Source organism: Pseudomonas simiae (assembly GCF_000934565.1).
GTDB lineage: Bacteria > Pseudomonadota > Gammaproteobacteria > Pseudomonadales > Pseudomonadaceae > Aquipseudomonas > Aquipseudomonas simiae.
This window is the reverse complement of record NZ_CP010896.1, coordinates 3,506,534-3,529,657: the sequence shown is the minus strand read 5'-3', so window position 1 is coordinate 3,529,657 and position 23,124 is coordinate 3,506,534. Positions and strand designations below refer to the sequence as shown.

Here is a 23,124-nt window from a genome sequence, read left to right as displayed (position 1 = left end):
GGCCATCCAGGAAGTTTTGCCATGAGCAGCGTCACCTCGATTTCCAACGTTTCCAACCCTGTACGCCAGCGCGTCACTGCGGAAGAATGGGAGGTGCGCGTCAAACTGGCCGCCGCCTATCGCCTGGCGGCGTTGTACAAGTGGACCGATCACATCTACACCCACTTCTCCGCTCGCGTGCCGGGCCCGGACGCGCATTTCCTGATCAATGCATTTGGGTTGTTGTTCGATGAAATCAATGCGTCCAACCTGGTCAAGGTCGACCTCGACGGCACTATCGTCGACGACCCTACCGGCCTTGGCATCAACTACGCCGGCTATGTGATCCACAGCGCCATCCACGGCGCACGCCACGACCTGCAAGCGGTGCTGCACACCCACACCCGCGACGGTATTGCGGTGTCGGCGCAAAAAGACGGCCTGTTGCCGATTTCCCAGCATTCCATTGGTTTCTCCGGGCGTGTGGCGTACCACGGCTATGAAGGCATTGCCCTCGACCTGGACGAGCGCGAGCGATTAGTCGCGGACTTGGGCGACAAAAGTGTGATGATCCTGCGTAATCATGGGTTGTTGACCGCCGGCGTTAGCGTAGAGCATGCGTTTCAGCAACTGCAGCAACTGGAGCGGGCCTGCAATATCCAGATCGCAGCCCAGGCAGCGGGGAATGCGGCGTTGATCTTCCCGCCGGTGGACGTGGTGGAGAAGGTCGAGCAACAGGCCAAGGCGAACGCCAGCGGCGAAGGACCGGGCGTGGCGCGGCATTGGAATGCGTTGATTCGGCAGTTGGAGCGCAGTGATACCGACTACAAGAACTGAACTTTCCTAAGGGAGCTGGCTAACCAGCTCCCCTATGAATCAAGCCACTTGCTGGGCCTGTTCGCGTTCAGCGATCAGCTGACGGGTGAGAGGAATCAAGCGCTTGCCATAGTCGATGGCATCATTCAAAGGATCAAACCCACGAATCAGGAACGTGGTAATCCCCAGGTCGTAGTAATCCACCAATGCCTCCGCGACTTGCTCAGCCGTGCCCACCAGTGACGTTGAGTTGCCCTGTGCCCCCAGTAGCCCGGCAATCCCCGTCCACAAACGTTTATCCAGCCGCGATCCCTGCGCCGCCGCCGCGAGCAACCGGCGCGAGCCTTCGTTCGGCGGTTCACGTCGGACAAATCCATTTTTCTCTGCCAGCTCGGTGGCCTGCTGCAAGATGCGGTCGGCCCGTGCCCACGCCAGTTCTTCGGTCTCGGCAAGGATCGGCCGCAACGAAAGGCTGAAACGAATCGTGCGTCCATGCTTGGCCGCTTCGGCGCGTACCTGGGTCACGATCTCGCGCACTTGTTCATAGGTTTCGCCCCACAGCGCGTACACATCGGCGTGTTTGCCCGCCACTTCGATCGCGGCTTTGGACGCACCGCCAAAATACAAGGGGATGTGCGGTTGTTGCGGTGACTTCACCGTGGAATGTGCACCTTCGACCTGATAGTAGGTGCCCTTGAAGTCAAAAGGTTGTTCGCTGGTCCATTCCTGACGCACCACGCTCAGGTATTCATCGGTACGTGCGTAGCGTTCGTCCTTGCCGATGTGGCTGCCATCGGCACGCAATTCGCGGTCGTCACCACCGGTGATGATGTGCACTGCCGTGCGCCCGCCGTTGAACACGTCGAGCGTGGCGAATTGGCGCGCCGCCAAGGTAGGCTGGGCGAAACCGGGGCGATGGGCGATGAGGAATTGAAGTTTTTGCGTCACGCTGGCGGCATGGGAGGCGATCAGCGTGCTGTCCGGGCTGTTGGAGTGAAAGGCCACCAGCGCGCGGTCGAAGCCGGCTTGTTCGTGAGCGCGGGCCACGGTCTCGATGTAGTCGGGTTGCAGGGTAGGGCCGCTGCGTGGGTGAATTTCGGAAGCGTGATGGCCGCCAATGTAGCCGATGAATTCGATGCTCATGGTCTGTCCTGGTTCAGTGCGTGATGGACACCTCCACCGGGCAGGGGGTCGGTTATTCGCCTCTAAAGTAGGGGCCGAAGCCAGGGCTGTAAAATGCCGATTGGTTCTATCCTAATTATTAAAATGTTGAATCATGGGTGAGTTGATGTATCAGTAATTTGCATCTGTATCCCGCACCGGCAACACCGGTCTCTGAGGCTTAAAGCCCCAGGCGTATCTCGGCACACAACCCACCTTGCGGCCGATTGCTCAAGGTCAGCGAGCCGCCTATCGCGACTGCCAGTTGTTGTGCAATCGCCAAGCCCAGTCCGGTGCCACCGGTGCCGCGGTTGCGTGAACTTTCGACGCGGTAGAATGGCTGCATGACCTGAACCAGTTCGTCTTCGGCAATTCCGGGGCCACGATCCAATACCTTGATCGACAATTCCCCGTCCGCCGTCGAGCCCACTTCCAGTTCGGCACTGCCTGCAAACTTCAATGCATTGTCCACCAGATTCACCAGCACCCGGCGCAAGGCGTGGGGGCGCGTGTCGAACACGACTGCGCTTTTTCCCGTGAGGCTGACCTGTTTGTGCATGTCCTGGTAGTCGAACACCAGGCTGTCGAGGAACGCATCGAGGTTGATCCGGTGGCTGGTTTCGGTAGCGCCGTGAACGCTGCGCGCATAGGCCACGCCTTCGCGTACCAGGTGTTCCATCTCGCCCAGATCACTCCAGAGCTTGTCGCGTTCGGCGCTATCTTCCATGAACTCAGCGCGCAGTTTCATGCGGGTGATCGGGGTTTGCAGGTCATGGGAAATCGCCGCCAGGATCTGCATGCGTTCCTTCAAGTATTCGGCGATGCGTTTTTGCATTTCATTGAACGCGGCAGCGGCATGGGCAACTTCGGTTGGCCCCTGTTCGTCCAGCGGTGTGGGATGGGCGTTGGGGTCGAGGGTTTCCACGGCGCGGGCCAGGCGGGTCAGCGGGCGGATGGCCAGGCGCACGGCGATCCAGGTGCAGCCCAGCAATAGAGCCAGTTGCAGCACCAGTACCACCGGCAGCCAATAGGCGACCGGCAGGGCGGCGGGGCGCACGTCGATGGTGATCGGGCTGCCATCGGCCAGGTTCAGGTGCGCCTGGAAGTGCTTCTGAATACCGGGGATGTCGCGGAAGGTCAGCGCGTAGTGTTCACCCAGCGCATCCGCGATCGAGGTGGCGGCCATGGGCACATCATCGCTGCTCATCGGTTCGCCGGTCTCGCCCGCGTTGAGCAGGTAGCGATAGTTCTGACGGTCGAGACGCGGCAACCAGCTGGCCCGTTCGTTGACCGGCAGCCGGTCGAGGATCGCCACCGAGGTGGACACATCGTTTTCCAGGTTGCCCAGCATGGCGGTGCGCGCGCTGATGTAGCGCTCGTAGAATTGCGCACTGAAGGACAAGCCATGGGCGCACACCAGGCTGATCAGGAAGATCAGCGACAGTTGTGATGCCAGGGTGCGCGGCCATCCCAACCTGAAGGTCATTGCTCGGCCCCGAGGATTTCCACCGGCAGGGAGAACACGTAGCCCTCGCTGCGCACGGTCTTGATATAGGCCGGTTCACGGGCGTCATCCAGCAGACGTTGACGCAGGCGACTCACCAGCAGGTCGATGGAACGGTCGAACAGGTCGGCGTCGCGGCCCTGGGTCAGGTTAAGCAACTGGTCGCGGTTGAGCACGCGTTGCGGGTGGTCGAGGAACACCCGCAGCAAGCGGTATTCGGCACCGCTCAGCGCCACGAGGGTGTCATCGTCGTCGAGCAGATGGCGGGCGGTGGTGTCCAGGCGCCAGCGACCGAAGCGGATCAATCGTCCGGTTTCACTGACCACAAGGTTCGGCGGCAGCATCCGCGTGCGGCGCAATACGGCGTTGATACGCGCCAGCAGTTCACGGGCGGCGAAGGGTTTGACCAGGTAGTCGTCGGCGCCCATTTCCAGGCCGATAATGCGGTCGGTTTCATCGTTGCGCGCGGTGAGCATCAGCACCGGCGTGGCCTTGTGTTTGCCGACTCGCAGTTCGCGGCACAGCTGTAGGCCGTCATCACCGGGCATCATGATGTCCAGCACGATCAGGTCCACCGGGGTGGTGTCGAGGAAGCTGCGCATCTGACGGCCGTCCGCGACCACGGTAGTACGCATGCCGTTCTTCTTCAGGTAGTTGCCTACCAGTTCGCGGATCTCCCGGTCGTCATCGACGATCAGGATGTGATCGACATGATCCATGCTGTGCCTTCCTCGTTAATTACTCATTGGGGCGCAGTCTAGCCACTGTCGGCGCCTTTGCCTTGTGCCCTTTGTATTGCAGTGTATCTGGCGATAAGGAGATACACGATGAAGCAAAATTGCGGCGTCAATGCTCCAGGGGAGCGCAAGCGTTGAGCGACGTCCTACGCGCTGCGGGCATAAAACGATGGATTCACTTGAACGTAATCGCTCGAATTCCCGGCTTAAACGCACATCCGATTATGTGCCCAAGGTTGCAAGATCAGGCTTCATTGCCTGATGAGAGCGCATTCATGACAGCCATTACCTCGCGAGCGAGCACCACATTCCAGACGATTGAACAGTTTCAGCACCGAGATGATCGCGGTGGCGGCATCCAGCACAACGGATTACCGTCCAAGACGCCCGAAGAAGCAACCGCACGACTTTGGCGTGGGAGTGCTGGCTGGCCGGATAAGAACGGCGACGGCCGTTATGATGTGACCTATACGTTTCGAGAGCCTCCCGAGGACAAGCATCAAAGACAGCACAATAAATCCGGGTTCACTCACGTGCTCGAAAATCAAAGGCAACAGACCCGGCGCAGCTTGCAATCCATTGCGGATGTGGCAAACGTGAGGTTTACCGAGGGGCCGAAAACGGCGAGCAGCGAAGGTCACATCACCCTCGGCAATTACGCTGATTTGTACAATAAGAAGGGCCAGTCCGTTGCGGCTTATCCTCAGACGTCCTTGCCCAACCCCAAGGACAGATTCAGCGGCGATGCTTGGTTCGTCGATACAAAAGACGATCAGAGCGTGCCGAATGCGTCCCACGGTGATGCAGGTCGCTTCACCCTCGTGCATGAGTTGGGCCATGCCTTGGGATTGAGCCACCCTAGCCAATACGACGTCAGTTCCGGGTCTGCCAAAGCCGGGTATCTGGAAGACTCCGAAAGCCATACCACCATGAGTTACTTGGGCGAACGTCACGGCTATATGAATCACGGCGGCATCCGCGCGTCGGCGCCGCAACTTGACGATATCAGCGCCTATCAACAGGAATACGGCGCCAACCCTGAAACCCGCAAGGACGACACCACCTACGGTTTCAATTCCAATACCGATCGGGATTTCCTCAGCGTCAAGGCCGACCAGGACAAGATGGTCGCTGCCATCTGGGATGGCGGCGGCACCGACACATTGGACTTCTCCGGCTACCAGCAGGACCAACAGATCAGTCTCAAGGCCGGGACGTTTTCGGATGTCGGCGGCCTCAAGGGCAATGTCTCGATTGCCTATGGCGTGACTATCGAAAACGCTGTGGGCGGCTTCGGCAATGATTTGCTAGTGGGTAACGACGCGGCCAACACCCTCAACGGTGGAGAGGGCAACGACCGCATATATGGGGCGGGCGGGGCGGACATCTTGTGGGGCGGCAAAGGCAATGACGTCTTTGTCTACGGGAAAACCAACGAGTCGACCCGCGACGCGCCGGATCAGATCATGGACTTTGTCAGTGGCGAAGACCGCGTGGATGTGTCCGGGATCCGCGCGACGCTGGGCGACAAGCCGCTGACGTTCGTGCGTGCATTTTCGGGCGCCAGCGGTGAAGCGATGGTGACCTATGACCCGGCAGTTCAGAGGAGTACGTTGCAAATCAGCGGCAAACCTGACGAGCCGGCCTTTCTCCTGGTGGTCCACGGCAAATTGCAGCAGAGCGACATCGTGAGTTGATTCAGCCGGTGCTTCGCAACAGCGTCTCAAACAGCTGCTGCACCCGTGGCTCATCACTGTGGGCCACATTGAAGCGCATCGAATCACGCTGGACCGGGTCGTAGCCAAACAGCGCGCCCGGTGCCAGCACCATGCCCTGTTTCAATGCCGCCTGGGCCAGCAGCTCGCCGTTGACCCCAGGCGGCAGCCGCGCCCAGATAAACATTCCGCCTTCGTAACCCATCGGCAGCTCGCAGCCGCAACGCTTGAGCCATTGCTCCACGCGTCCACCGGCCTCCATCAAGCGCTGCACCATGCGCTTGCGGTGCTTGGCGTAACTGCCTTCGCTGAGCATGCGGTACACGACCTGCTCGAACAGCTCGGAGGTCACGCCGCCGCTCATCAGTTTCATGTTGGTGAGGTTGGCTGCCAGTTGCGGTGCGGCCACCACAAAGCTGACGCGGGCGTTGGCGCTGAGGATCTTGGAGAAGCCCGACAGGTAGGTGACCTGGTCCAGGCCGGCGAGGGCGGCCAGGCGCGGCGGCGGGTTGGGGTGCAGGTCGCCGTAGAGGTCGTCCTCGACGATATGGCAGTGGTAGCGCTCGGTCAGTTGCAGCAGGCGGAACGCCTGGCCGGGGCTTAAGGAGTGGCCGGTGGGGTTGTGCAACACGCTGGTGGTCAAGTACAGGCTGGGGCGATGCTCGGCCAGCAGCTGTTCGAGGGCCGTGAAATCAAAACCGTCGGGGCGACGCGGGATCGTCACCACCTTGACCCCGTGCAAGGCCAGGTTGGCGTGGAAGTTGAAGTAGCACGGTGCGTCGAGCAGGACCGTGTCACCGGGACGTGCCAGCAGGCGCATCAGCATGTCCAGGCCTTGTACGGTGTTGGGAGTGGTGATGATTTGTTCCACCGACACCGACAGGCCCTCGCCGTGCAGCTTCTGTTGCAGCGCCTGGCGCAAAGGCAGCAACCCGGCCGGTGTGCCCAGGCTGGCGATGCGCAGCGACGGCGCCCGCACCACGCTGCGCAGGGTTTGGCGCAGGGCTTCGCTGTCCAGCCAGGTTTCCGGCAGGTGGCCGCCGCCGGGGCGCAGGTCGCCGTGGGCCGTCGCAAGCGGTCGACGCAACACGCTGAGCAGGTCCTGTGGCAGCAGATCGACCCAGTTCGAGGTTGTCGGGCGTGCACGGTCTGTCGCGACGAAATAGCCACGGCCTTGACTGGAAGTGAGCAGGTTGCGCCCGCGCAGGCGGTCAAGGGCCTCATTGAGGGTGAACTTGCTCACACCCAGTGTCTCGGTCAGTTCGCGCACCGAGGGCAACTTGCTGCCGGGCGTCCATTCGCCGTTTTCGATGGCCTGGCTGAACGCCTCTACGATCTGTAGCACCTTGGGGGTGCCTTCTACAAAGGTGATGGCTGATACGAACACGCGACGTCCTTGCCTTTGCTGGAAGTTTTACCGGTAAAGTTCGGGCGGATTAGGCCTCACTTTACCTGCCTTGCGCAATGCCAACTGCCTAGACTGCGGGCTCCATCCTCCAGGTCCCCGGCCATGACAAGTGCGTTAACCCTCTCCTCGTTCCTGTATTTCCTGCTGTTTTGCGCCACCATGACCTTCAGCCCCGGCCCCATGACTCTGCTGTTGTTGAGCCTGGGCGTGCGTGACGGTCTGCGCCGTTCGATCCCGGCGCAGATCGGCGCCAGTGTGTCGTACCTGATTTCGATCCTGATCTTTGCCGTGGGCTTTTCCGAGTTGATCAAGGGCTATCCGGTGATCACCCAGGTTATCCAGGTGGTCGGCGTGGCGTACATCCTGCATCTTGCCTACAAACAGTGGACCAGCAGCGGCGTGGTGATCGAACGGATCGGCCAGGTCGAAGCGGCGCGCAACCTGTTTGGCAAGGGCTTGCTGACTGGGTTCTCCAATCCCAAGACCCTCATCATGTTCAGTGCCGTGTTCCCCCAGTTCGCCGGTACCGGGGCGAGCCGTTCGACGGTGGACATTGCGATCCTTGGGCTGACGTTCCTGTTGCTGCAATTCGCCAGCGGCTGCCTGTATTGCTACTTCGGTCAGCGCATCAAGCATGTGCTGGAAAACCCCAAGCGCCGTGTGTTGTTGCAGCGCATCACGGCCGTGTTGCTGCTGGGCGTGGCAATGATGCTGGCGCGGGGCTTTGCCCACTGAGTCTTGAGCTAACGAGCAATAGTGGCGATCTGCCGTTACCCTGATAGACTCCAGGCATTCATTCAGGATCTCACCCCACCATGTCAGCTGCAGAAGGCACCGGACTTCCGCTCGCTTCTCGGTTGTACAGATCCCGTACCCTCGGGCTGACGCTCGGATTTGTCTGCGTGGTGTTCGGGATGTATCCCCTGGACCCGGCCTGGTGGGTGTGGGCCTGGATGTTGATCAATGCCTTTGTCTGGCCGCATGTGGCTTTTCAACTGACGCGGCGCAGCGCCAGCGCCCTGCGCAGTGAACGGCGCAATCTATTGTTCGATTCCTTTTGTGGTGGGTTCTGGGTCGGCGCCATGCACTTCAACCCGCTGCCGAGCGTGACCACCTTGTCGATGATGAGCATGAACAACGTGGCCATCGGCGGCCCGCGCTTCATGCTGGCGGGGTGGGTGGCGCAGGCGTTGGGTCTGGGCACTGCGTTGCTGATCTTCACGCCCGCATTCATCGCTGTGACCACCCAGGCGCAGCTCTACGCCTGCCTGCCGATCCTGATGCTGTATCCGCTGGCCTTAGGGTGGATCTGCTACCGTCAGGCGCTGACCCTGGCACGACATAAACGTGAACTGCTGGCCCTTAGCCGCACTGACAGTCTGTCCGGGCTGCTCAACCACGGCGCCTGGAAGGATCACCTTGAGATCGAGTTCCAACGCTGTCGCCGCGATTCCATGGGCGCCGTCATTGCGCTGATCGACATCGACCATTTCAAGACCATCAATGACACCTACGGCCATGTCACCGGCGATATCGTCCTGCGCCAGCTCAGCAAAGTGTTGCGCCAGAACCTGCGCGCCACCGACCTGGCCGGGCGTTACGGGGGTGATGAGTTCTGCGTGATCCTGCCGGGCATGCCGCTCAACCGCGCCACAGAAGTGATGGACGCCTTGCGCGATCGCTTCAACGCCTTGGCCTACGCCCAGGACCCGACCCTGCGCGTCAGCCTGAGCATCGGCCTGGCGCCGTATCAACCGACCCACGCAGATTCGACCAGTTGGTTGAATGACGCCGACCAGGCCTTGTACGACGCCAAAAGCAGTGGGCGGAACCGCGTCAGCACGGTACAGGAGGGTTGGTTGCGATCGGTCTAGTGGAGTAGGGTGTCACGGCACCTTCCAACAAAAAACAAGGATCGGTTCATGCTCTTCAACTTCCCCCGTACCCTCCTGGCCGCCACCCTGGCCATGTCCTTCGCCGTGCCGGCCTACAGCGCCGAACCCCACAAACAGATCCAGGCACACGCCGAGCAGTATAAGGCCGACGCCCTGAAACTGCTGGAGCGCCTGGTGAACATCGACTCGGGTTCCGGCTATGAACCGGGCCTGACGCAAGTGCGCGACATTGCTGTGGACGAGTTGAAACAGCTGGGTTTCTCGATTGAGCTGGTGCCGGATAAAGCGGCCAACAACAGTCACGTGGTTGCCACCCTCAAGGGCACCGGCAAGGCCAAGATCCTGCTGATGGCCCATATGGACACGGTGTTCAAGGAAGGCTCGGCCGCCGAGCGTCCGTTCCACATCAAGGACGGTCGCGCCTATGGCCCTGGCGTGATGGATGACAAGGGTGGCATCGTCGCCGGCATCTACGCGCTCAAAGTCCTCAAGGACCAGGGCTTCAAGGACTATGCGCAGATCACCTTCCTGCTCGACGCGAGCGAAGAAACCGGCTCCGACGCCGCCTCTGATCTGATCCGCAAGACCGCCAAGGCCCACGACGTCACTCTCAACCTCGAACCCGGCCGCCCAGCCGATGGCCTGGTGGTCTGGCGCAAAGGCAGCGCCACCGCCGTGGTTGAAGTCAAAGGCAAAGCCGCCCACGCCGGCGTCGCCCCGGAACTCGGGCGTAATGCTGCGATGGAAGCGGCGCACCAGATTCTGCAACTGGGCAAGCTGGGGGATGAAGAGAAGAAAACCACCATCAACTTCACCGTGATCAAGGCCGGCGACCGTACCAACGTCATTCCCGACCAGGCCACCGCCAAGGCGGACGTGCGCGCGGCGTTGCCGGAGGAGTTTGACCGCATCGAGAAAGACCTGGCCCGCGTATCAGCGAACAAACTGATCCCGGAAACCGAAGTGAAGACCAGCTTGCAGCGTGGGTTACCACCGATGCCGCAGACGCCGGAATCGGACAAGTTAGTGGCGATTGCCCAGGGGATTTATGGGGAGTTGGGCAAGAAGCTGACGATTGAAGGCAGCGGTGGCGCGGCAGACGCGAGTTTATCGGCTGGGGTGGGGACGCCGACGTTGGATGGGTTTGGGATTGTCGGCGGGAATATTCATACCCCGGAGGAGTATGCGGAGGTTGAGAGCGTGGTGCCGCGGGTTTATTTGCTTAGTCGGATGATTATGGAGCTTTCGAAGCGGTGATTTTCCGCTGATTGGCTTGCTTTTGTGGTGGGCAGGCTTGCCCTGCGTTGGGCTGCGAAGCTGCCCCAAAACAGGTGATGCCGATCCGCCTGAAAACCCTATTGCCTGGAGTGGGGCCGCTGAGCGGCCCAACGCGAGCAAGCCAGCTTGCCACAATGCCTTGGAGAGTAGTATTACCAAGTTGATTGGTCCTCAAGGCTGGCTTTTTGAAGGTCGTCTTCCACCATTCATTCGCTAACCGATATATATCTTCGAAAAAGCCTCGAGGCCTTACCATGTCGCTCCATCCCCTGGGCAGGGAACAGTAGAACCCAGGAGCCTGGCGTAGCACGTGCGAAAAATTATATGTTTCGTCATTGAGCGCAACGCTCAATTTGTCAACTAAGACTTTTCGATGTCGATAATTTAAATCTGTGCTTTTGTCTATTATGTATTTTTTAATTAATCGCTCCCTGTCGGTCTCATTGTTTATGTCATAAGTTTCGAGCTCTTTACCTAGCGTCTCTTCGCGGTCGTAGATGTCGAATGGTCCGAGGAAGTATCTAAGCTTTGGCTGGTACGGGATATTCAGAAAAGGGTGTTTTAACATTGATAGTCGCTCACTGGAAATACGGTGTAAAGTTTCTTTGTCTCGCGATCAAATTTAGCAATTGCCGTATTCATGTTTTCATCAAGTGTCGGGTTGTTTAAATCTGTGGGGTTCGGTATGTATCCTCTTCCACAACCTTGCATTTCTATCCGGACGATGGGATTTCCGTAGTAGTCCTCTCCGGTGAATGGGTCGAGGTTTTGAGTTGTGCGTGTGGAAGCTTCATTTAGAGCAGCGAATTGCATTTTATGACTTTTGAACTGGGAGCTCAATTGCATTATTTATAGTCCTTTAGTGTGTTTGCTTGTATGTTAATCAGATGTCGGTTTTTTTTAAGGTTGCTTCTTTATGATATTTTTTAAGGCATTTTAGCAACACTTTCATGAAACGCCGTTTGTCGGTGATCTCGTCTTCAAAATGTGTGTCGAAAAGATAGAACACTGATTCAAAATCTTCATCTGTTTGTAGCAGGTATTCTAGGTTTTCAACATGACGTTGCCTTTCGTCGACTTTGTATCTGACGAATTCTGGTTTTGTAAGTTTGTTGAATAGATTTTCCAGTTCTTTGTCATTGTTAATGTTTGTGGCTGCGATGAGTTCTTCTCTAGCCGGATTTTTTGCGTTTTCGACGCAGTAGGTGAATAGCAAACCTTGGGTGATTGATGTGCTTGGCTTAAGTTTCATTCGAACTCCGTAAATGCTGTAATAGGTTTGCCTTCGTCATTCAAAAAAACTCTGGCTTTTCTTTGTTTTCCATATTCGTACCCTTCTCGCTTGTATCCTTCACCAATTATTTTTCCCATGTGCATTGGCTCTTTTGACCTCGAATGGTCAGTAAGCTTGAAGATGAGTTGTGAGCGGTAAATTGCGTTCAATTGGTCCCTGTGGTTTAGAAAGTGAGTAGCGGCACTGGGTGGCCTTGGTAGCCCCCTTCTTCTCCCATTAAGAAAGGTCTCGACTTCGCCGGTAGTGGGATTTGTAGCTGTCATCACTCGTTCGAGCTGAGACTCTCGCGACGTCTGAGCCCCATGTTTTTCCAAGAAGTGTGCTCCCGGAATTGATCCCTCGAGTTCCGATAAACGCCGATGAGCATTTGATTCGGCAAGCTCATCAATTCTTGCTTGTCGCTGCCTACTTGTCAGTTGCGGTAGGGCCGGCTCTGAGTGATTAACACTTTCAGCTGGTTTTTGGGCGGAAGCGTTTGGCTCGCAACCATTCTTGTCAGGACAGGCGTTCAGCCCTAATGGATCTACCCACCCTATAGGATTGGGCACGTACTGGTACGCATTGATCCCACCCGCCAACTTCACCGGGTCCGGCGTGAGGTAGCGACCAATATCCGGATTGTAGTAGCGATGGCGGTTGTAGTGCAGCCCGCTTTCTTCATCGACGTATTGGCCCTGGAAGCTCAGCGGGTTGTCGATTTTTCCGATGTCGAGACGAGTGATTTCGCCGTAGGCGCGGTAGTGGGCGGACCAGACGATTTCGCCATCTGGGGCGGTGAGTTCCTGTGGGTTGCCGAGGTGGTCGAGTTGGTAGTGATAGGGCTTGGTTTCGTTTGGACCAAAGCCTTCCAGTAGCGCCAATGGCCTGAAGCTGTCGGGTTCGTAGAGGTAACTGCGATGGCGATCCGCTTGGTGTTCGGCGATGAGTGTGTCGCCCTGCCAGAAAAACTCCGTAGTGATGCCGTCAACGGTTTTGCTGATGCGCCGCCCAAACGGGTCATAGCGGTAGCTGGCGGTCTGGCCATTGGGTTTTTTAATGCCGATCAGACGGTGCTGGCAGTCGTAGCGGTATTCGGTGACGAGCGCGTGGCCTTTGCCGCGTCGTTGGCGGATAAGGTTGCCGAAGGCGTCGTAGTCGTAGTGGTGGTCGCCCTGGATCATCAGGCGATTGCCCGCGACGATGTCGGGGCCGGGGCGGTTTTGCATGAGCAGGTTGCCAGCCGGGTCGTGGGCGAAGCGTTCTTGCTCGCCTTGGGAGTGGTCGGCGCGGGTGAGGCGGTTTAGTGGGTCGTAGTGGTAGTGATGCTCGCCTTTGCGAGTGTCGAGGAGGCGGGTGAGGTTGCCGGATTGGTCGTAGTCGTAGTGGCGCTGGTAAAGGGTGTGTTGTTGCTGGGTGACGGCGTGGGCGTGCAGGCGTTGCTGGTCGTCATAGTGGTAGTGGCTGATCAGTTGGCCTTGTTGGCGTTGGAGTTCCTGGCCGGCTTTGAATAGGTGGGACGTCAGCACCGTGCCGTTCAGCTCGACGGTGGCGAGGTGGCCGCCTTTGTCGTGGTTGAAGGTGAGACGGTTGTTGTCCGGCAGGCGCAGGTTTTGCAGTTGGCCGCAGGCGTCGTAGCCATAGCGCAGCGTGCCCCAGCCTTGGTGTTCGGCGGTGAGACGGTTTTGGCTGTCGTACTCGTAGGCCAACGCCCAGTGGCCGTTTTCGACGCTTAAGAGATTCCCCTGACGGTCGTAGGCGTAATCGACAAGGCTGCCGTCGGGTAGGGTTTTTCTTACGAGGCGACCGGCATGGTCACGCTCGTAACGGGTAACCAGCTGACTGCCGTCATCGCCGTGTTCGGTCTTCTCCTGAAGGTTGCCGTTGAGGTCGTAGACGTAAGCCGTGCGCTGGCCATCAAAGCCGGTTTCCTGTTGGATCAGGCCGTTGCTGTGGTATTGGAGTCGGTAGGTTTCGCCCACCTCGTTTTCGATCTCGGTCAGCAATAACCTAACGTTGTCGTACCGGTATTTGACCTGGGTGCCATCAGCGTTGATGCGACGGCTGATCAGGTGCAGGCCGTCGGCGTATTCGTAGCGGGTGAGGTGACCCAGTTCATCGCGTTCGGAGGTGATTTTTCCGTAAGCGTTGTAGCTGTATTCCCGTGCGGCACCGCCCGGTAGCACAACACGGATCAACCGACCTACGCTGTCCCACTGATACTGGGTTAGCGCCCCCTGTGCATCTTCACGGGCAACCTGTCGCCCAAGGTCGTCATAGCGATAGCGCTTAACGCCACCGTTCGGCAACTGCTCCTCAAGCAACTGCCCACGCTCATTCCACACCAGCCGATGACAGCTGTGATCCGGGTACCAAACACCAACCAGCTGCCCATATTTGTTGTAGCTGTAGTCAGTAGCGTTGCCGTCAGAGTCGGTCTTGCGCGTCACGTCGCCCTGGTCATTACGCTCGTATTTCCAGACCGCGTGACCCCGCCTTACAACCCGTACGAATCCATTGTCATGCTCGTAGGTCGTCGGCTCATCGTCCCCCGGAAACAGCGCCACCAAACGCCCGGCTTCGTCGTACTGATACGCCGTGATCGCTCCCAGCGGATCCTGCTCAACCGTCAGTCGGCCTTTGTCATCGTAGGACTTAAAGTGTTGGGCACCGTCAGGGTCCACGCGCTGCACCAGCCGCGCCCGCAGGTCATGCACGTAGACTTCCTGGCTTGCGTCGGCGTTAAACACCGTGACCTGCCCGTTGTCATCCCAGGCGTACCGCGTGTCCATCTGCGAGAAACTGGCCCAGTGCCGGACACACCGCGCGGCCTTGCCAGACCGTTCCCAGGCCCAGAAAAAACTTGCCCCACCGGCCAAGCCACGCTCAAGAATTACGTGCTGATCGTCGTACCGGTAAACCTCGCTTTCACCGACCGCATTGGTCGCCGAAATCAGTCGCCCAGCGTCGTCATAGGCGTAGGCAACAACGGTCTGCTCTGTTACCCAGACAAATGGGCCGTCATCGACAGCCCGCTCGATCTGGTAATCCACCGCCACGATCCGGCTCGAGGCATAGCGCAAAAACAGCGAACGTCCGACACCGTTATCCAGCCGCTCAATGCGTCCTAGAAAATCCCTGCAAATGCGCAGCCGGTTGTCATACGCATCGCTGATCGCTGTCAGCACACCGTCGTGGAAGTGGTAGAAACGTGACCCTTGAGACAGGACTAACTCATCGGGCACAGCCCCCAGGTAGATCGCCGCTTCGGCCAGGCTGTTGGTAATTGCAGGTCGCGAAACAGTGGGCAAGGGGAGGGTGGTCGAGCGATTTTCATGATCGGTCCACACCACCGCATCGCCGGAAACACTCAGCCGATGCGCCAGCGAGTGACTCCAGCCAAACCCCAACCCGCAATCCATTTCCACCGCACTGCTGCGGTACAAGCGGGTCCACTCAAATGGCAAGAGCCCGTCCAGCGTTCCATCGGTGAGGGTCAGCAGTTCCTCGCCCGTGACCATCGACACCGGGCACCCGTTGGTGGCTGTCTTGTCCGAAGACGCAGCGGCATTCCCAGCCGGGTTTCGAGCGGAAGCAGGCACATCGTCGACAGGCTCCTGCCGCACCAACACCGTCCGTTGCGTGGCCTTGTCCCGAACCAGCGGTACCGGGTTGGCAACCACCTGATCCCCAACCTTCAATGGCACATCCGGAATTACCCTGATCGGCGTCGCCGCGCTGCCCAGCAACAATGGCTTGGCCGCTTCGACATGCGCGTCCAACCGAGGCCCGACGAGCTGATCGGCCAGCCTCTCCAGCCATCTACGCGTGCGGCCGGATTTGATATGCCCCACCACCTGGGGGCCCAGGCGCAGGGTCACACCCATGGCGCCTGCAACCCTCACGAGCAGCAGCCCGATCAATACATCGCCGGTGATTTCCCCCATCACCTCGTTCATTTCTTGCGGCGGCAACATCCGTATCCAACTGGATATCGCCGACACATAGATAAACACCAGCGGTTCATCGCTGAGCACCAGCAGTCCGCGGCCAATGGCCTCCTTGCCCAGTTTCAGCAGTTCATCAAGTTCGGTCTGGGTAACGTATTGCAGCCACTTCTCACTGTGGGTCTGGATATCCGCCAGCAGGCCATACAGTTGCGTGAAGTTGTCCCAAAGGCTGTAAAGCGCCTTACCCATTCCCTGAAGAAACGCCTTCTCCAGCATCCTGCGTTGATCAAGAGGGTGAGCGTCTGTGTAATCCTTCCACTGCGCTTCGTAGGTACTTTCCCACGCTTCGCGCAGGCGAACTTCCAGCGCGTCAATCACCGTTTGATAAGACGCATACAGTGCCTTGACGTGGTCTCTTGAGACATTGGGATAGAAGCTGACGCGGTACTGCTGGTCGCGCTCACACTCGTCGACTTCGAGAATGCCGCTCGGGCCGATGGTTTTGTGGATCGGCTCGCCCAGTGGGCCGCCGTTGGGGTCGACGCGCTGAAGCACCACTGGCGTGTTGCCGATGGGTACAGCTCGCGTGCTTTGAAACATGTGCACCAAGGTCAACGTGCCGGTGGCCTGGCAAGTAGCGACGGTGCTGCTCGGAAAAAGGGAGCGGTTGATCGGCGCGACCAGCGCCACCTCATCCCCGACCTTGAAGACCTGTTCAATATCCAGCGCGGAAAAGCTCCAGAAGCTTTCCGCCCAGTCATCAAAAGTGTTCAGGCAATCCCGGAAGTCGCGAAAGACGCCCTCGATATCGACCGTCTTCACATCCATTGGGGTCAGGGCCAGCCTGCCAATGGCCGGGTTCAAGAAACCGCTCCAACAACAAGAAAATCCATCTGCAATCCCTCGCACTGTGTAGTCAGGCGAGGGACTTTGCAGAGGTTCCCGGAGGAGGGGAGTAGAGCTTATCCGGCAGTTATGTGGGAAGTTTCGACAACTCTCGTCTTCTCACGCCCCAGCACCAGGCTGCACAACGCCGGCAGGAACAACAGCGTCAACACCGTGCCCACCAGCACGCCGCCGATCAGTACGTAGGCCAGGGACGACCAGAACACCGACAACGTCAGCGGAATAAACGCCAGCGCCGCCGCCAACGCGGTCAGGATCACCGGCCGCGCACGCCGTACGGTGGCCTCGATGATTGCCGCGTGAATCGGCATGCCGTGGTCCTGGTTCTGGCGGATCTGGTCGGTAAAGATCAGTGTGTTGCGCATCAGGATCCCACCAATCCCGATCAGGCCCAGGATCGCGTTGAAGCCGAATGGCTGGTTGAACAGCAGCAACGTCGGCACTGCACCGATCAAGCCCAGCGGCGCAGTGGCGAAGACCATGAACATCACCCCGAACGAACGCACCTGGAACATGATCACCGTGAGGGTCAGCAGGATCATGATCGGGAACAGCGCGGCCAGGGCAACGTTAGCCTTGGCGCTTTCCTCAACCGGGCCGCCAATATCGATCTGGTAGCCGGCGGGCAGTTTGGCGATCAGCGGCTGCAGGTCTTTGTACACGGCCATTTCCACGTCGGGCGGTTGCACGCCGTCGATGATATCGGCGCGCACTTCCACGGTGGTCGCGCGATTGCGGCGCTTGAGGATCGGTTCTTCCATCACCGCCTGGAAATGTCCGACCTGGGCCAGCGGCACAGAGGTGCCGGCGCTGTTGGTGAGGGTCATGTTGTTGAGGTTGCCGAGGTCCTCGCGCTGACTACCCTGGGCGCGGGCGACCACGGAGACGGTGCGGTTGCCTTCGCGCACTTCAGTGATCGGGTTGCCGCTGAGCAGGGCATTGAGCTGGGATTTCACCTCGTTGGGGGTAAAGCCCAGCAGGCGCAGACGGTCTTGGTCCAGCACCAGCCGATAACCGCTGGTGCGCTCGCCCCAATCGAGGAAGGCGTCCTTGGTCAGTGTGTTGGCGGCGACGACTTTGCGCACGTCTTCGGACACGCCACGCAGCACATCCAGATTGGGTCCAGAGACCCGGAACACCACCGGGAACGGCACGGGCGGGCCAAACAGCAGTTGGGTTACGCGCACCCGCGCCGAGGCAAACTCACCCGCGCCAATCCGCTCCCGCATGCGCAGTTTCAACGCGTCGCGGGCATGAGAGTCGGGGGTTTGCACGATCAGCTTGGCAAACGCCGGGTCCGGCAGTTCCGGGTTCAACGACAGGAAAAAGCGTGGTGCACCGCCCCCCACATAGGTGTCGACCAGGGTGGTTTGCGGCTCTTGCAGCAGGGCTTTTTCCAGCCGCGCGGCCACCGCTTCGGTGCTTTTGAAGGCGCTGCCGGGCGGCATGTACACCTCCAGAATCAGCTCGGAACGGTCGGAGTTGGGGAAGAACTGCTTCTTCACCACGCCCATGCCCGCCACGCACAGCACAAACGCGCCGACGACCAGCCCCGTCACCAGCCAGCGGCGCCGCACGCAGGCTTGCACCAGGCTGCGCAGTTTCTGGTAGTAACGCCCGGCGTAAATCGCATCATGGCCGCCGGGCACCGGTTTGATCTGCGGCAAGAGCTTTACGCCCAGGTACGGCGTGAAGACCACGGCCACCAACCACGACGAAATCAGCGCAAAGCCGACGATCCAGAAAATATTGCCGGCATATTCCCCGGCCCCGGAACGCGCAAACCCCACCGGCAGGAAACCAATGATGGTCACCAGCGTACCGGTCAGCATCGGCGCCGCTGTGGAGCTCCAGGCAAAGGTGGCGGCGTGGATCCGGTCGAAGCCTTCCTCAAGCTTCACCACCATCATCTCGATGGCGATAATGGCGTCATCCACCAGCAAGCCTAGGGAGATGATCAGCGCGCCGAGGGTAATGCGGTCGAATTCGCGCCCGGTCAGCAGCATGATCACAAACACCACTGACAAGGTCAGCGGCACAGCCGCCGCCACCACCAACCCGACGCGGAAGCCCAGGGCCAACAGGCTGATCACCATGACCACGGCCAGGGCGACGAAGAATTTCAGCATGAATTCGTTCACCGCCAGGCGGATATTTTTTGCCTGGTCGGAGACCTTGGCGAAGTTCACGCCCAGGGGCAGGTCGGCCTGAATCTTCGCTTCCTGGGCCTTGAGGCTCTTGTCCAGTTCCAGGCCGTTCCAGTGTTTCTCCATGATCACACCCAGCATCAACGCCGGGTCGCCCTGGTGGCGGATGCGGTAACTGGGCGGGTCTTCATAGCCACGGCTGACGGTTGCCACATCGGCGATGCGCAGCACGCGGCCGTTGACTTCCAGCGGTACGTTTTCAATCAGTGACAGGCTGTCGAACGCGCCGTCGATGCGGATATAGGCGCGAGCCCCGGCGGTCTCGACGAAGCCCGATGGCGCCACGGCATTCTGTGCGGCGAGGGCGGCAAAGATCTGGTCCGGCTTGATGCCCAGGGTCGCCAGGCGTTCATAGGAGAACTCGACAAACACGCGCTGTGCCTGTTCGCCGAGGATGTTGACCTTCTTCACGCCCGGCAGGTTGAGCAGACCCTGGCGCAGTTCTTCGGCCATCTGCACCTGTTGCCGATGGGGCAGATGTTCGGCCTCCAAAGCGTACAGCGCGAAGTACACATCGGAATATTCATCGTTGAAGAAGGGCCCGATCACGCCCTGGGGCAGCTTCGCGGCTTCGTCGCTGAGCTTTTTGCGGGTCTGGTAGAACAGGTCCTGGATTTCGCTGGGGCGTGTGGACTCCTTGTAGGTCATGCGCATCGATACGAAACCCGGTTGGGCGATGGTCTCGACGCGGTCGTAGTAGTCCAGCTCTTGCAGGCGCTTTTCCAGGCGATCGGCCACCTGTTCCTGCATTTCCTGGGCGGTGGCGCCAGGCCAGGCAGCGGTGATGGTCATTACCTTGACGGTGAAGGACGGGTCTTCGGCGCGCCCCAGTTTGCCAAACGAAAAGATCCCGGCGGCGAGGATCGCAATGATCAGGAACAACGTGACCGCACGATGCTTGACCGCCAGTTCGGAAAGGTTGATACCGCGCATGCTCAGTTGTCCTGTTTGCGGTTGAGGGCCAGCACCTGGGCGGGCAGTAGGCGCACGGGATCACCGCTGTGCAGCAGGTGTGCGCCGAGGGCAACGATGACTTGGCCGGGGCTTACGCCGCTGTCGAGCAGGGCGTCTTCCTGGCCAAGACTGGCGACTTTCACTGGCGCGAAACTGACCTTGTCATCTGCGCCGATCAGCCAGACGCCGGTGCCTTGGCCTGAATCCAGCAGGGCGCCGATGGGCACCCGGGTTTGCTGCGCCTGGCCATTGCCTTGCAGGCGTACGGTTATGGTGGATCCGAGGGCAAAGCGGTCGACTGCGCCGTGCAGGACGTAGCGGGCGCGGTAGGTGCGGGTGGTCGGGTCGGCGCTGGCGGACAGTTCGCGCAGGGTGGCAGTCACCGCCTGGTCCGGGGCCCCGAAGGGGAAGGCCAGGGCTTTCTGCGCGGCCTGGTCGCGCTGGTTTTCCGGCAGGTTGACGATGGCTTCGCGCGCGCCGTCATGGGCCAGGCGTGCGACGATCTGCCCCTCGGCGACCACCTGGCCACGGTCCACTCGCACGTCGGTAATGATGCCGTCGCCATCAGCCTTGAGCACGGAGTAGGTACGGCGGTTTTCAATCTGGCTGGCGTCGGATTGTGCCGAAGCCAGCTCGGCTTCGGCCACGCGCAGGAGGGTCGCCGACTGGTCGAAGATCTGCCGCGACACGGCGCCGGTGCTGGCCAGGCGCTGGTAGCGGTTTTCGTCGTCACGGCGCTGGCGCAGTTGTGCCTGGGCGGCATGCACGCGGTTCTTGGCCGAGCGCAGGGCCAGTTCGAAATCGCCGATGTCCAGTACCAGCAGCGTGTCGCCACGGGACACGTGCTGGCCGGGGTCGACCTTACGCTCGATGACCTTGCCGCTGACCCGGAAGCCCAGGTCGCTTTCGGTGCGTGCCGCAACCACGCCGGTATAGGCGCTTTGCTGGGTGCCGGCGGCTTCGACTTTGGCCGCGAGGACCGGGCGCGGCAGTGGGGTTTCAGCGGCGGTGTCGGCCTTGCTGTTGCAGCCATTGAGGATGATCAACAGGGCCAGGGGCGTGAGAAGACGCAAGGGAAGAGGGTGCATGGCGGGCTCCGGGGTAACCGTGGGCAAAAAATTATGGACATAATTTTTTACGCATATTATGGTCGAAATATAAATTAATCCAGCCCCCGGATGCTCCTCATGACAAACGCCCCGGCGCCATCGCGAAGCTTGTTGTTTTTATTGGTGGCCCTGACGGCGCTGGGTGAGGTGTCGACCCAATTGATCATTCCCGGCCTTGGCGCCATCGAGCAGGCACTGGCCGCTCCAGCGGGCTCGTCATTGATGGCGCTGTCGGCGTTTGTCGCCGCTTTCGGCCTCGGGCAATTGCTGTTTGGCCCGCTGTCGGACCGCCTCGGCCGTCGGCCGGTACTGATCGGCGGTCTGGTGCTGTATGGGCTGGCGACCTTATCGATGCTGTTGGTCGATGACATCGAGCACTTCATCGCCGCCCGCGTGCTGCAAGGCCTGGGCGCGTGCGCCGCGTTGGTACTGGCGCGCACGGTGGTGCGCGATGTATGGAAGGCAGAAGCAGGGCCGGCCCTGGCATTGACCATGATCGGCATGCTCTACGCCATCGTGGTGGCGCCGATGGTCGGTGGCCTGCTGATCAAATGGCTCGGCTGGCGTGCGCCGATCATGCTGGCACTGGCGATTGGTAGCGTGGTGCTGTTAGTGGTCCTGCTGTTCTTTCGCGAGAGCAATCACTTCCTGGACCCCAAGGCCGGCCACTGGCGCTCCCTGGGCGGGCAATACCTGGATCTGCTCAGGGGGCGCCAGTACCGTGCGTTCGCCGTGGCGCTGGCGTGCACCTATGGCGCCATGTTTGCGGTGATCGCCGGCTCGTCGGCGGTGTTTATCAACTTGCTGGGCTTCAGCAGCCTTGAGTACGGCATCAATTTCGGCCTGATTGTGTCGATGCTGATCGTTGGTTCCACCTACACCCGGCGCAACATCATGCGCCTGGGCCCCCAGCGGATTGTGACAATGGGCGTGGCGATGGTGGCCGCTGGCGGGGTCTCGGCCGTGGTCATTTATGCGCTGTTCGGCCTGTCGGTGCTGGGTCTGGATATTCCGATTGCGCTGGTGACCCTCGGCGGCGGCCTGGTCTTGCCAGGTTCGGTGACGGGCGGGGTAATGCCCAACGCCCACCGCGCGGGCCTGGCAGCCGGGCTGATGGGGTTTGCGCAAATGTTCGGCGCCACCTGCAGCGGCGTGCTGTTGAGCCTGCTACGCGATGGCAGCGCCACGCCGATGATCGTCATCCAGGCGTGCTTTGCGGCGACGGCCTGTGTGGCGTTTCACCTGTTGCGTCAGCGTCAGGCCAACGGATTGTCCTATACATAGGACAGTTACGGCCGTATCTGCCGGCTAGTGCTCAACGGCCCGACGTCTTATGGTGGACTCACTTTGGAGGATCACCATGAAAAAACTCATCGGCATCTACACCAGTCCCCGCGCCCACTGGGTGGGCGACGGCTTCCCGGTGCGCACACTATTTTCCTACGACACCATGGGCAAGCACATCAGCCCATTCCTGCTGCTGGACCACGCCGGCCCGGCCGACTTTACTCCGACCGAGCAACGACGCGGCGTCGGCCAGCATCCTCATCGCGGCTTTGAAACCGTGACTATCGTCTACGACGGCGAAGTCGAACACCGCGATTCCACCGGTGCTGGCGGCAAGATCGGCCCTGGCGACGTGCAATGGATGACCGCCGCCAAAGGTATCCTCCACGAGGAATTCCACTCCGCCGCCTTCGCCCGCAGCGGCGGGAAGCTGGAGATGGTGCAACTGTGGGTCAACCTGCCGGCCAAGGACAAAATGGCCGACGCCGGTTACCAGACCCTTGTCGACGGCGATATTCCGGTACTGCCGCTGGCCAACGACGCCGGGCAACTGCGCCTGATTGCCGGTGAGTTTGCTGGCACCCAGGGCCCCGCCCGTACGTTTACGCCTATCGACGTGTGGGACCTGCGCCTCAACGCCGGCAAGCCAGTCACTCTGGACCTGCACGCAGGGCGCAACACCGCGTTGGTCATCCTGCGCGGAACAGTGCTGGTCAATGGCGAGGAAGTCGCGCGCCAAGGGCAATTGGCGTTGTTCGAGCGCGATGGCAGTCAACTCACACTGGAGTCCAATGACGACGCCAAGGTGTTGCTGCTCAGCGGGGAGCCCATCGACGAACCCATCGTCGGGCATGGACCGTTTGTGATGAATACCGAGCAGGAGATTCATCAAGCGTTTGCTGATTTTCAATCGGGCAAGTTTGGGCAAATGCAAATTTAACGGCCCCG

Annotated in this window: 17 protein-coding genes; 7 read left to right on the top strand and 10 right to left on the bottom strand. The window is 59.9% G+C overall.

Features of this window, described 5'->3' with window-relative positions; genetic code table 11:
• The first annotated feature begins 21 nt into the window (after positions 1 to 21).
• The gene (locus PF1751_RS15730) at positions 22 to 816 is read left to right on the top strand and encodes a class II aldolase/adducin family protein (RefSeq protein ID WP_042572180.1); all 795 of its coding nucleotides are present in this window, start codon (positions 22 to 24) and stop codon (positions 814 to 816) included.
• Positions 817 to 855: 39 nt separating this feature from the next.
• Here PF1751_RS15730 and PF1751_RS15725 read toward each other — a convergent pair whose 3' ends face one another.
• From PF1751_RS15725 to PF1751_RS15715, 3 genes are all read right to left on the bottom strand, one after another.
• Positions 856 to 1,938 (bottom strand): LLM class flavin-dependent oxidoreductase, encoded by a 1,083-nt coding sequence (locus PF1751_RS15725; RefSeq protein WP_021492714.1) that lies wholly within the window; start codon positions 1,936 to 1,938, stop codon positions 856 to 858.
• Between the two features lie 199 nt (positions 1,939 to 2,137).
• Entirely contained in the window at positions 2,138 to 3,442 is a 1,305-nt protein-coding gene (locus PF1751_RS15720; RefSeq protein ID WP_021492713.1) for an ATP-binding protein, read from the bottom strand.
• Positions 3,439 to 4,179 (bottom strand): response regulator, encoded by a 741-nt coding sequence (locus PF1751_RS15715; RefSeq protein WP_010209741.1) that lies wholly within the window; start codon positions 4,177 to 4,179, stop codon positions 3,439 to 3,441. The genes PF1751_RS15720 and PF1751_RS15715 overlap by 4 nt, the downstream gene beginning before the upstream one ends.
• A gap of 293 nt (positions 4,180 to 4,472) precedes the next feature.
• On the opposite strand from PF1751_RS15715, the gene PF1751_RS15710 reads away from it, so the two are divergent.
• Positions 4,473 to 5,894 (top strand): serralysin family metalloprotease, encoded by a 1,422-nt coding sequence (locus tag PF1751_RS15710; RefSeq protein WP_044287332.1) that lies wholly within the window; start codon positions 4,473 to 4,475, stop codon positions 5,892 to 5,894.
• Between the two features lies 1 nt (position 5,895).
• On the opposite strand, the gene PF1751_RS15705 is transcribed toward PF1751_RS15710, so the two are convergent.
• Positions 5,896 to 7,299, bottom strand: coding sequence for an aminotransferase-like domain-containing protein (locus tag PF1751_RS15705; RefSeq protein WP_042572181.1), 1,404 nt, complete (start codon positions 7,297 to 7,299; stop codon positions 5,896 to 5,898).
• A gap of 123 nt (positions 7,300 to 7,422) precedes the next feature.
• Between PF1751_RS15705 and PF1751_RS15700 the strand changes: the two genes are divergently transcribed.
• From PF1751_RS15700 to PF1751_RS15690, 3 genes are all read left to right on the top strand, one after another.
• Positions 7,423 to 8,055: a LysE family translocator gene (locus PF1751_RS15700; RefSeq protein WP_010209745.1), complete on the top strand. Its 633-nt coding sequence runs from the start codon at positions 7,423 to 7,425 to the stop codon at positions 8,053 to 8,055.
• A gap of 80 nt (positions 8,056 to 8,135) precedes the next feature.
• Positions 8,136 to 9,194 carry a diguanylate cyclase gene (locus PF1751_RS15695; RefSeq protein WP_029529114.1) on the top strand — a complete coding sequence of 353 codons (1,059 nt, stop codon included), beginning with the start codon at positions 8,136 to 8,138 and terminating at the stop codon, positions 9,192 to 9,194.
• A 48-nt stretch (positions 9,195 to 9,242) separates the two neighbouring features.
• Entirely contained in the window at positions 9,243 to 10,472 is a 1,230-nt protein-coding gene (locus PF1751_RS15690) for a M20/M25/M40 family metallo-hydrolase (RefSeq protein WP_044287331.1), read from the top strand.
• Here PF1751_RS15690 and PF1751_RS15685 read toward each other — a convergent pair.
• The 6 genes from PF1751_RS15685 to PF1751_RS15665 all read right to left on the bottom strand — a co-directional run bounded on the left by PF1751_RS15685 (position 10,450) and on the right by PF1751_RS15665 (position 20,868).
• Positions 10,450 to 11,061, bottom strand: coding sequence for a hypothetical protein (locus PF1751_RS15685; protein ID WP_329605911.1), 612 nt, complete (start codon positions 11,059 to 11,061; stop codon positions 10,450 to 10,452). The genes PF1751_RS15690 and PF1751_RS15685 overlap by 23 nt on opposite strands.
• Positions 11,055 to 11,339: a hypothetical protein gene (locus PF1751_RS28450; RefSeq protein ID WP_080923214.1), complete on the bottom strand. Its 285-nt coding sequence runs from the start codon at positions 11,337 to 11,339 to the stop codon at positions 11,055 to 11,057. Before PF1751_RS28450 ends, PF1751_RS15685 begins: the two co-directional genes overlap by 7 nt.
• A gap of 37 nt (positions 11,340 to 11,376) precedes the next feature.
• Entirely contained in the window at positions 11,377 to 11,745 is a 369-nt protein-coding gene (locus PF1751_RS15680) for a hypothetical protein (RefSeq protein ID WP_044287329.1), read from the bottom strand.
• Positions 11,742 to 16,541: an RHS repeat-associated core domain-containing protein gene (locus PF1751_RS15675; RefSeq protein WP_044288139.1), complete on the bottom strand. Its 4,800-nt coding sequence runs from the start codon at positions 16,539 to 16,541 to the stop codon at positions 11,742 to 11,744. Before PF1751_RS15675 ends, PF1751_RS15680 begins: the two co-directional genes overlap by 4 nt.
• 134 nt (positions 16,542 to 16,675) lie before the next feature.
• Complete coding sequence (locus tag PF1751_RS15670; RefSeq protein WP_044287328.1) at positions 16,676 to 19,759, bottom strand: efflux RND transporter permease subunit; 3,084 nt, start codon at positions 19,757 to 19,759, stop codon at positions 16,676 to 16,678.
• 2 nt (positions 19,760 to 19,761) lie between these two features.
• Complete coding sequence (locus PF1751_RS15665) at positions 19,762 to 20,868, bottom strand: efflux RND transporter periplasmic adaptor subunit (RefSeq protein ID WP_010209755.1); 1,107 nt, start codon at positions 20,866 to 20,868, stop codon at positions 19,762 to 19,764.
• A gap of 99 nt (positions 20,869 to 20,967) precedes the next feature.
• Here PF1751_RS15665 and PF1751_RS15660 point away from each other — a divergent pair, with 99 nt between their 5' ends.
• Positions 20,968 to 22,173, top strand: coding sequence for a multidrug effflux MFS transporter (locus tag PF1751_RS15660; RefSeq protein WP_044287327.1), 1,206 nt, complete (start codon positions 20,968 to 20,970; stop codon positions 22,171 to 22,173).
• Positions 22,174 to 22,249: 76 nt separating this feature from the next.
• Positions 22,250 to 23,116, top strand: coding sequence for a pirin family protein (locus PF1751_RS15655; RefSeq protein WP_010209757.1), 867 nt, complete (start codon positions 22,250 to 22,252; stop codon positions 23,114 to 23,116).
• Positions 23,117 to 23,124 lie beyond the last annotated feature (8 nt).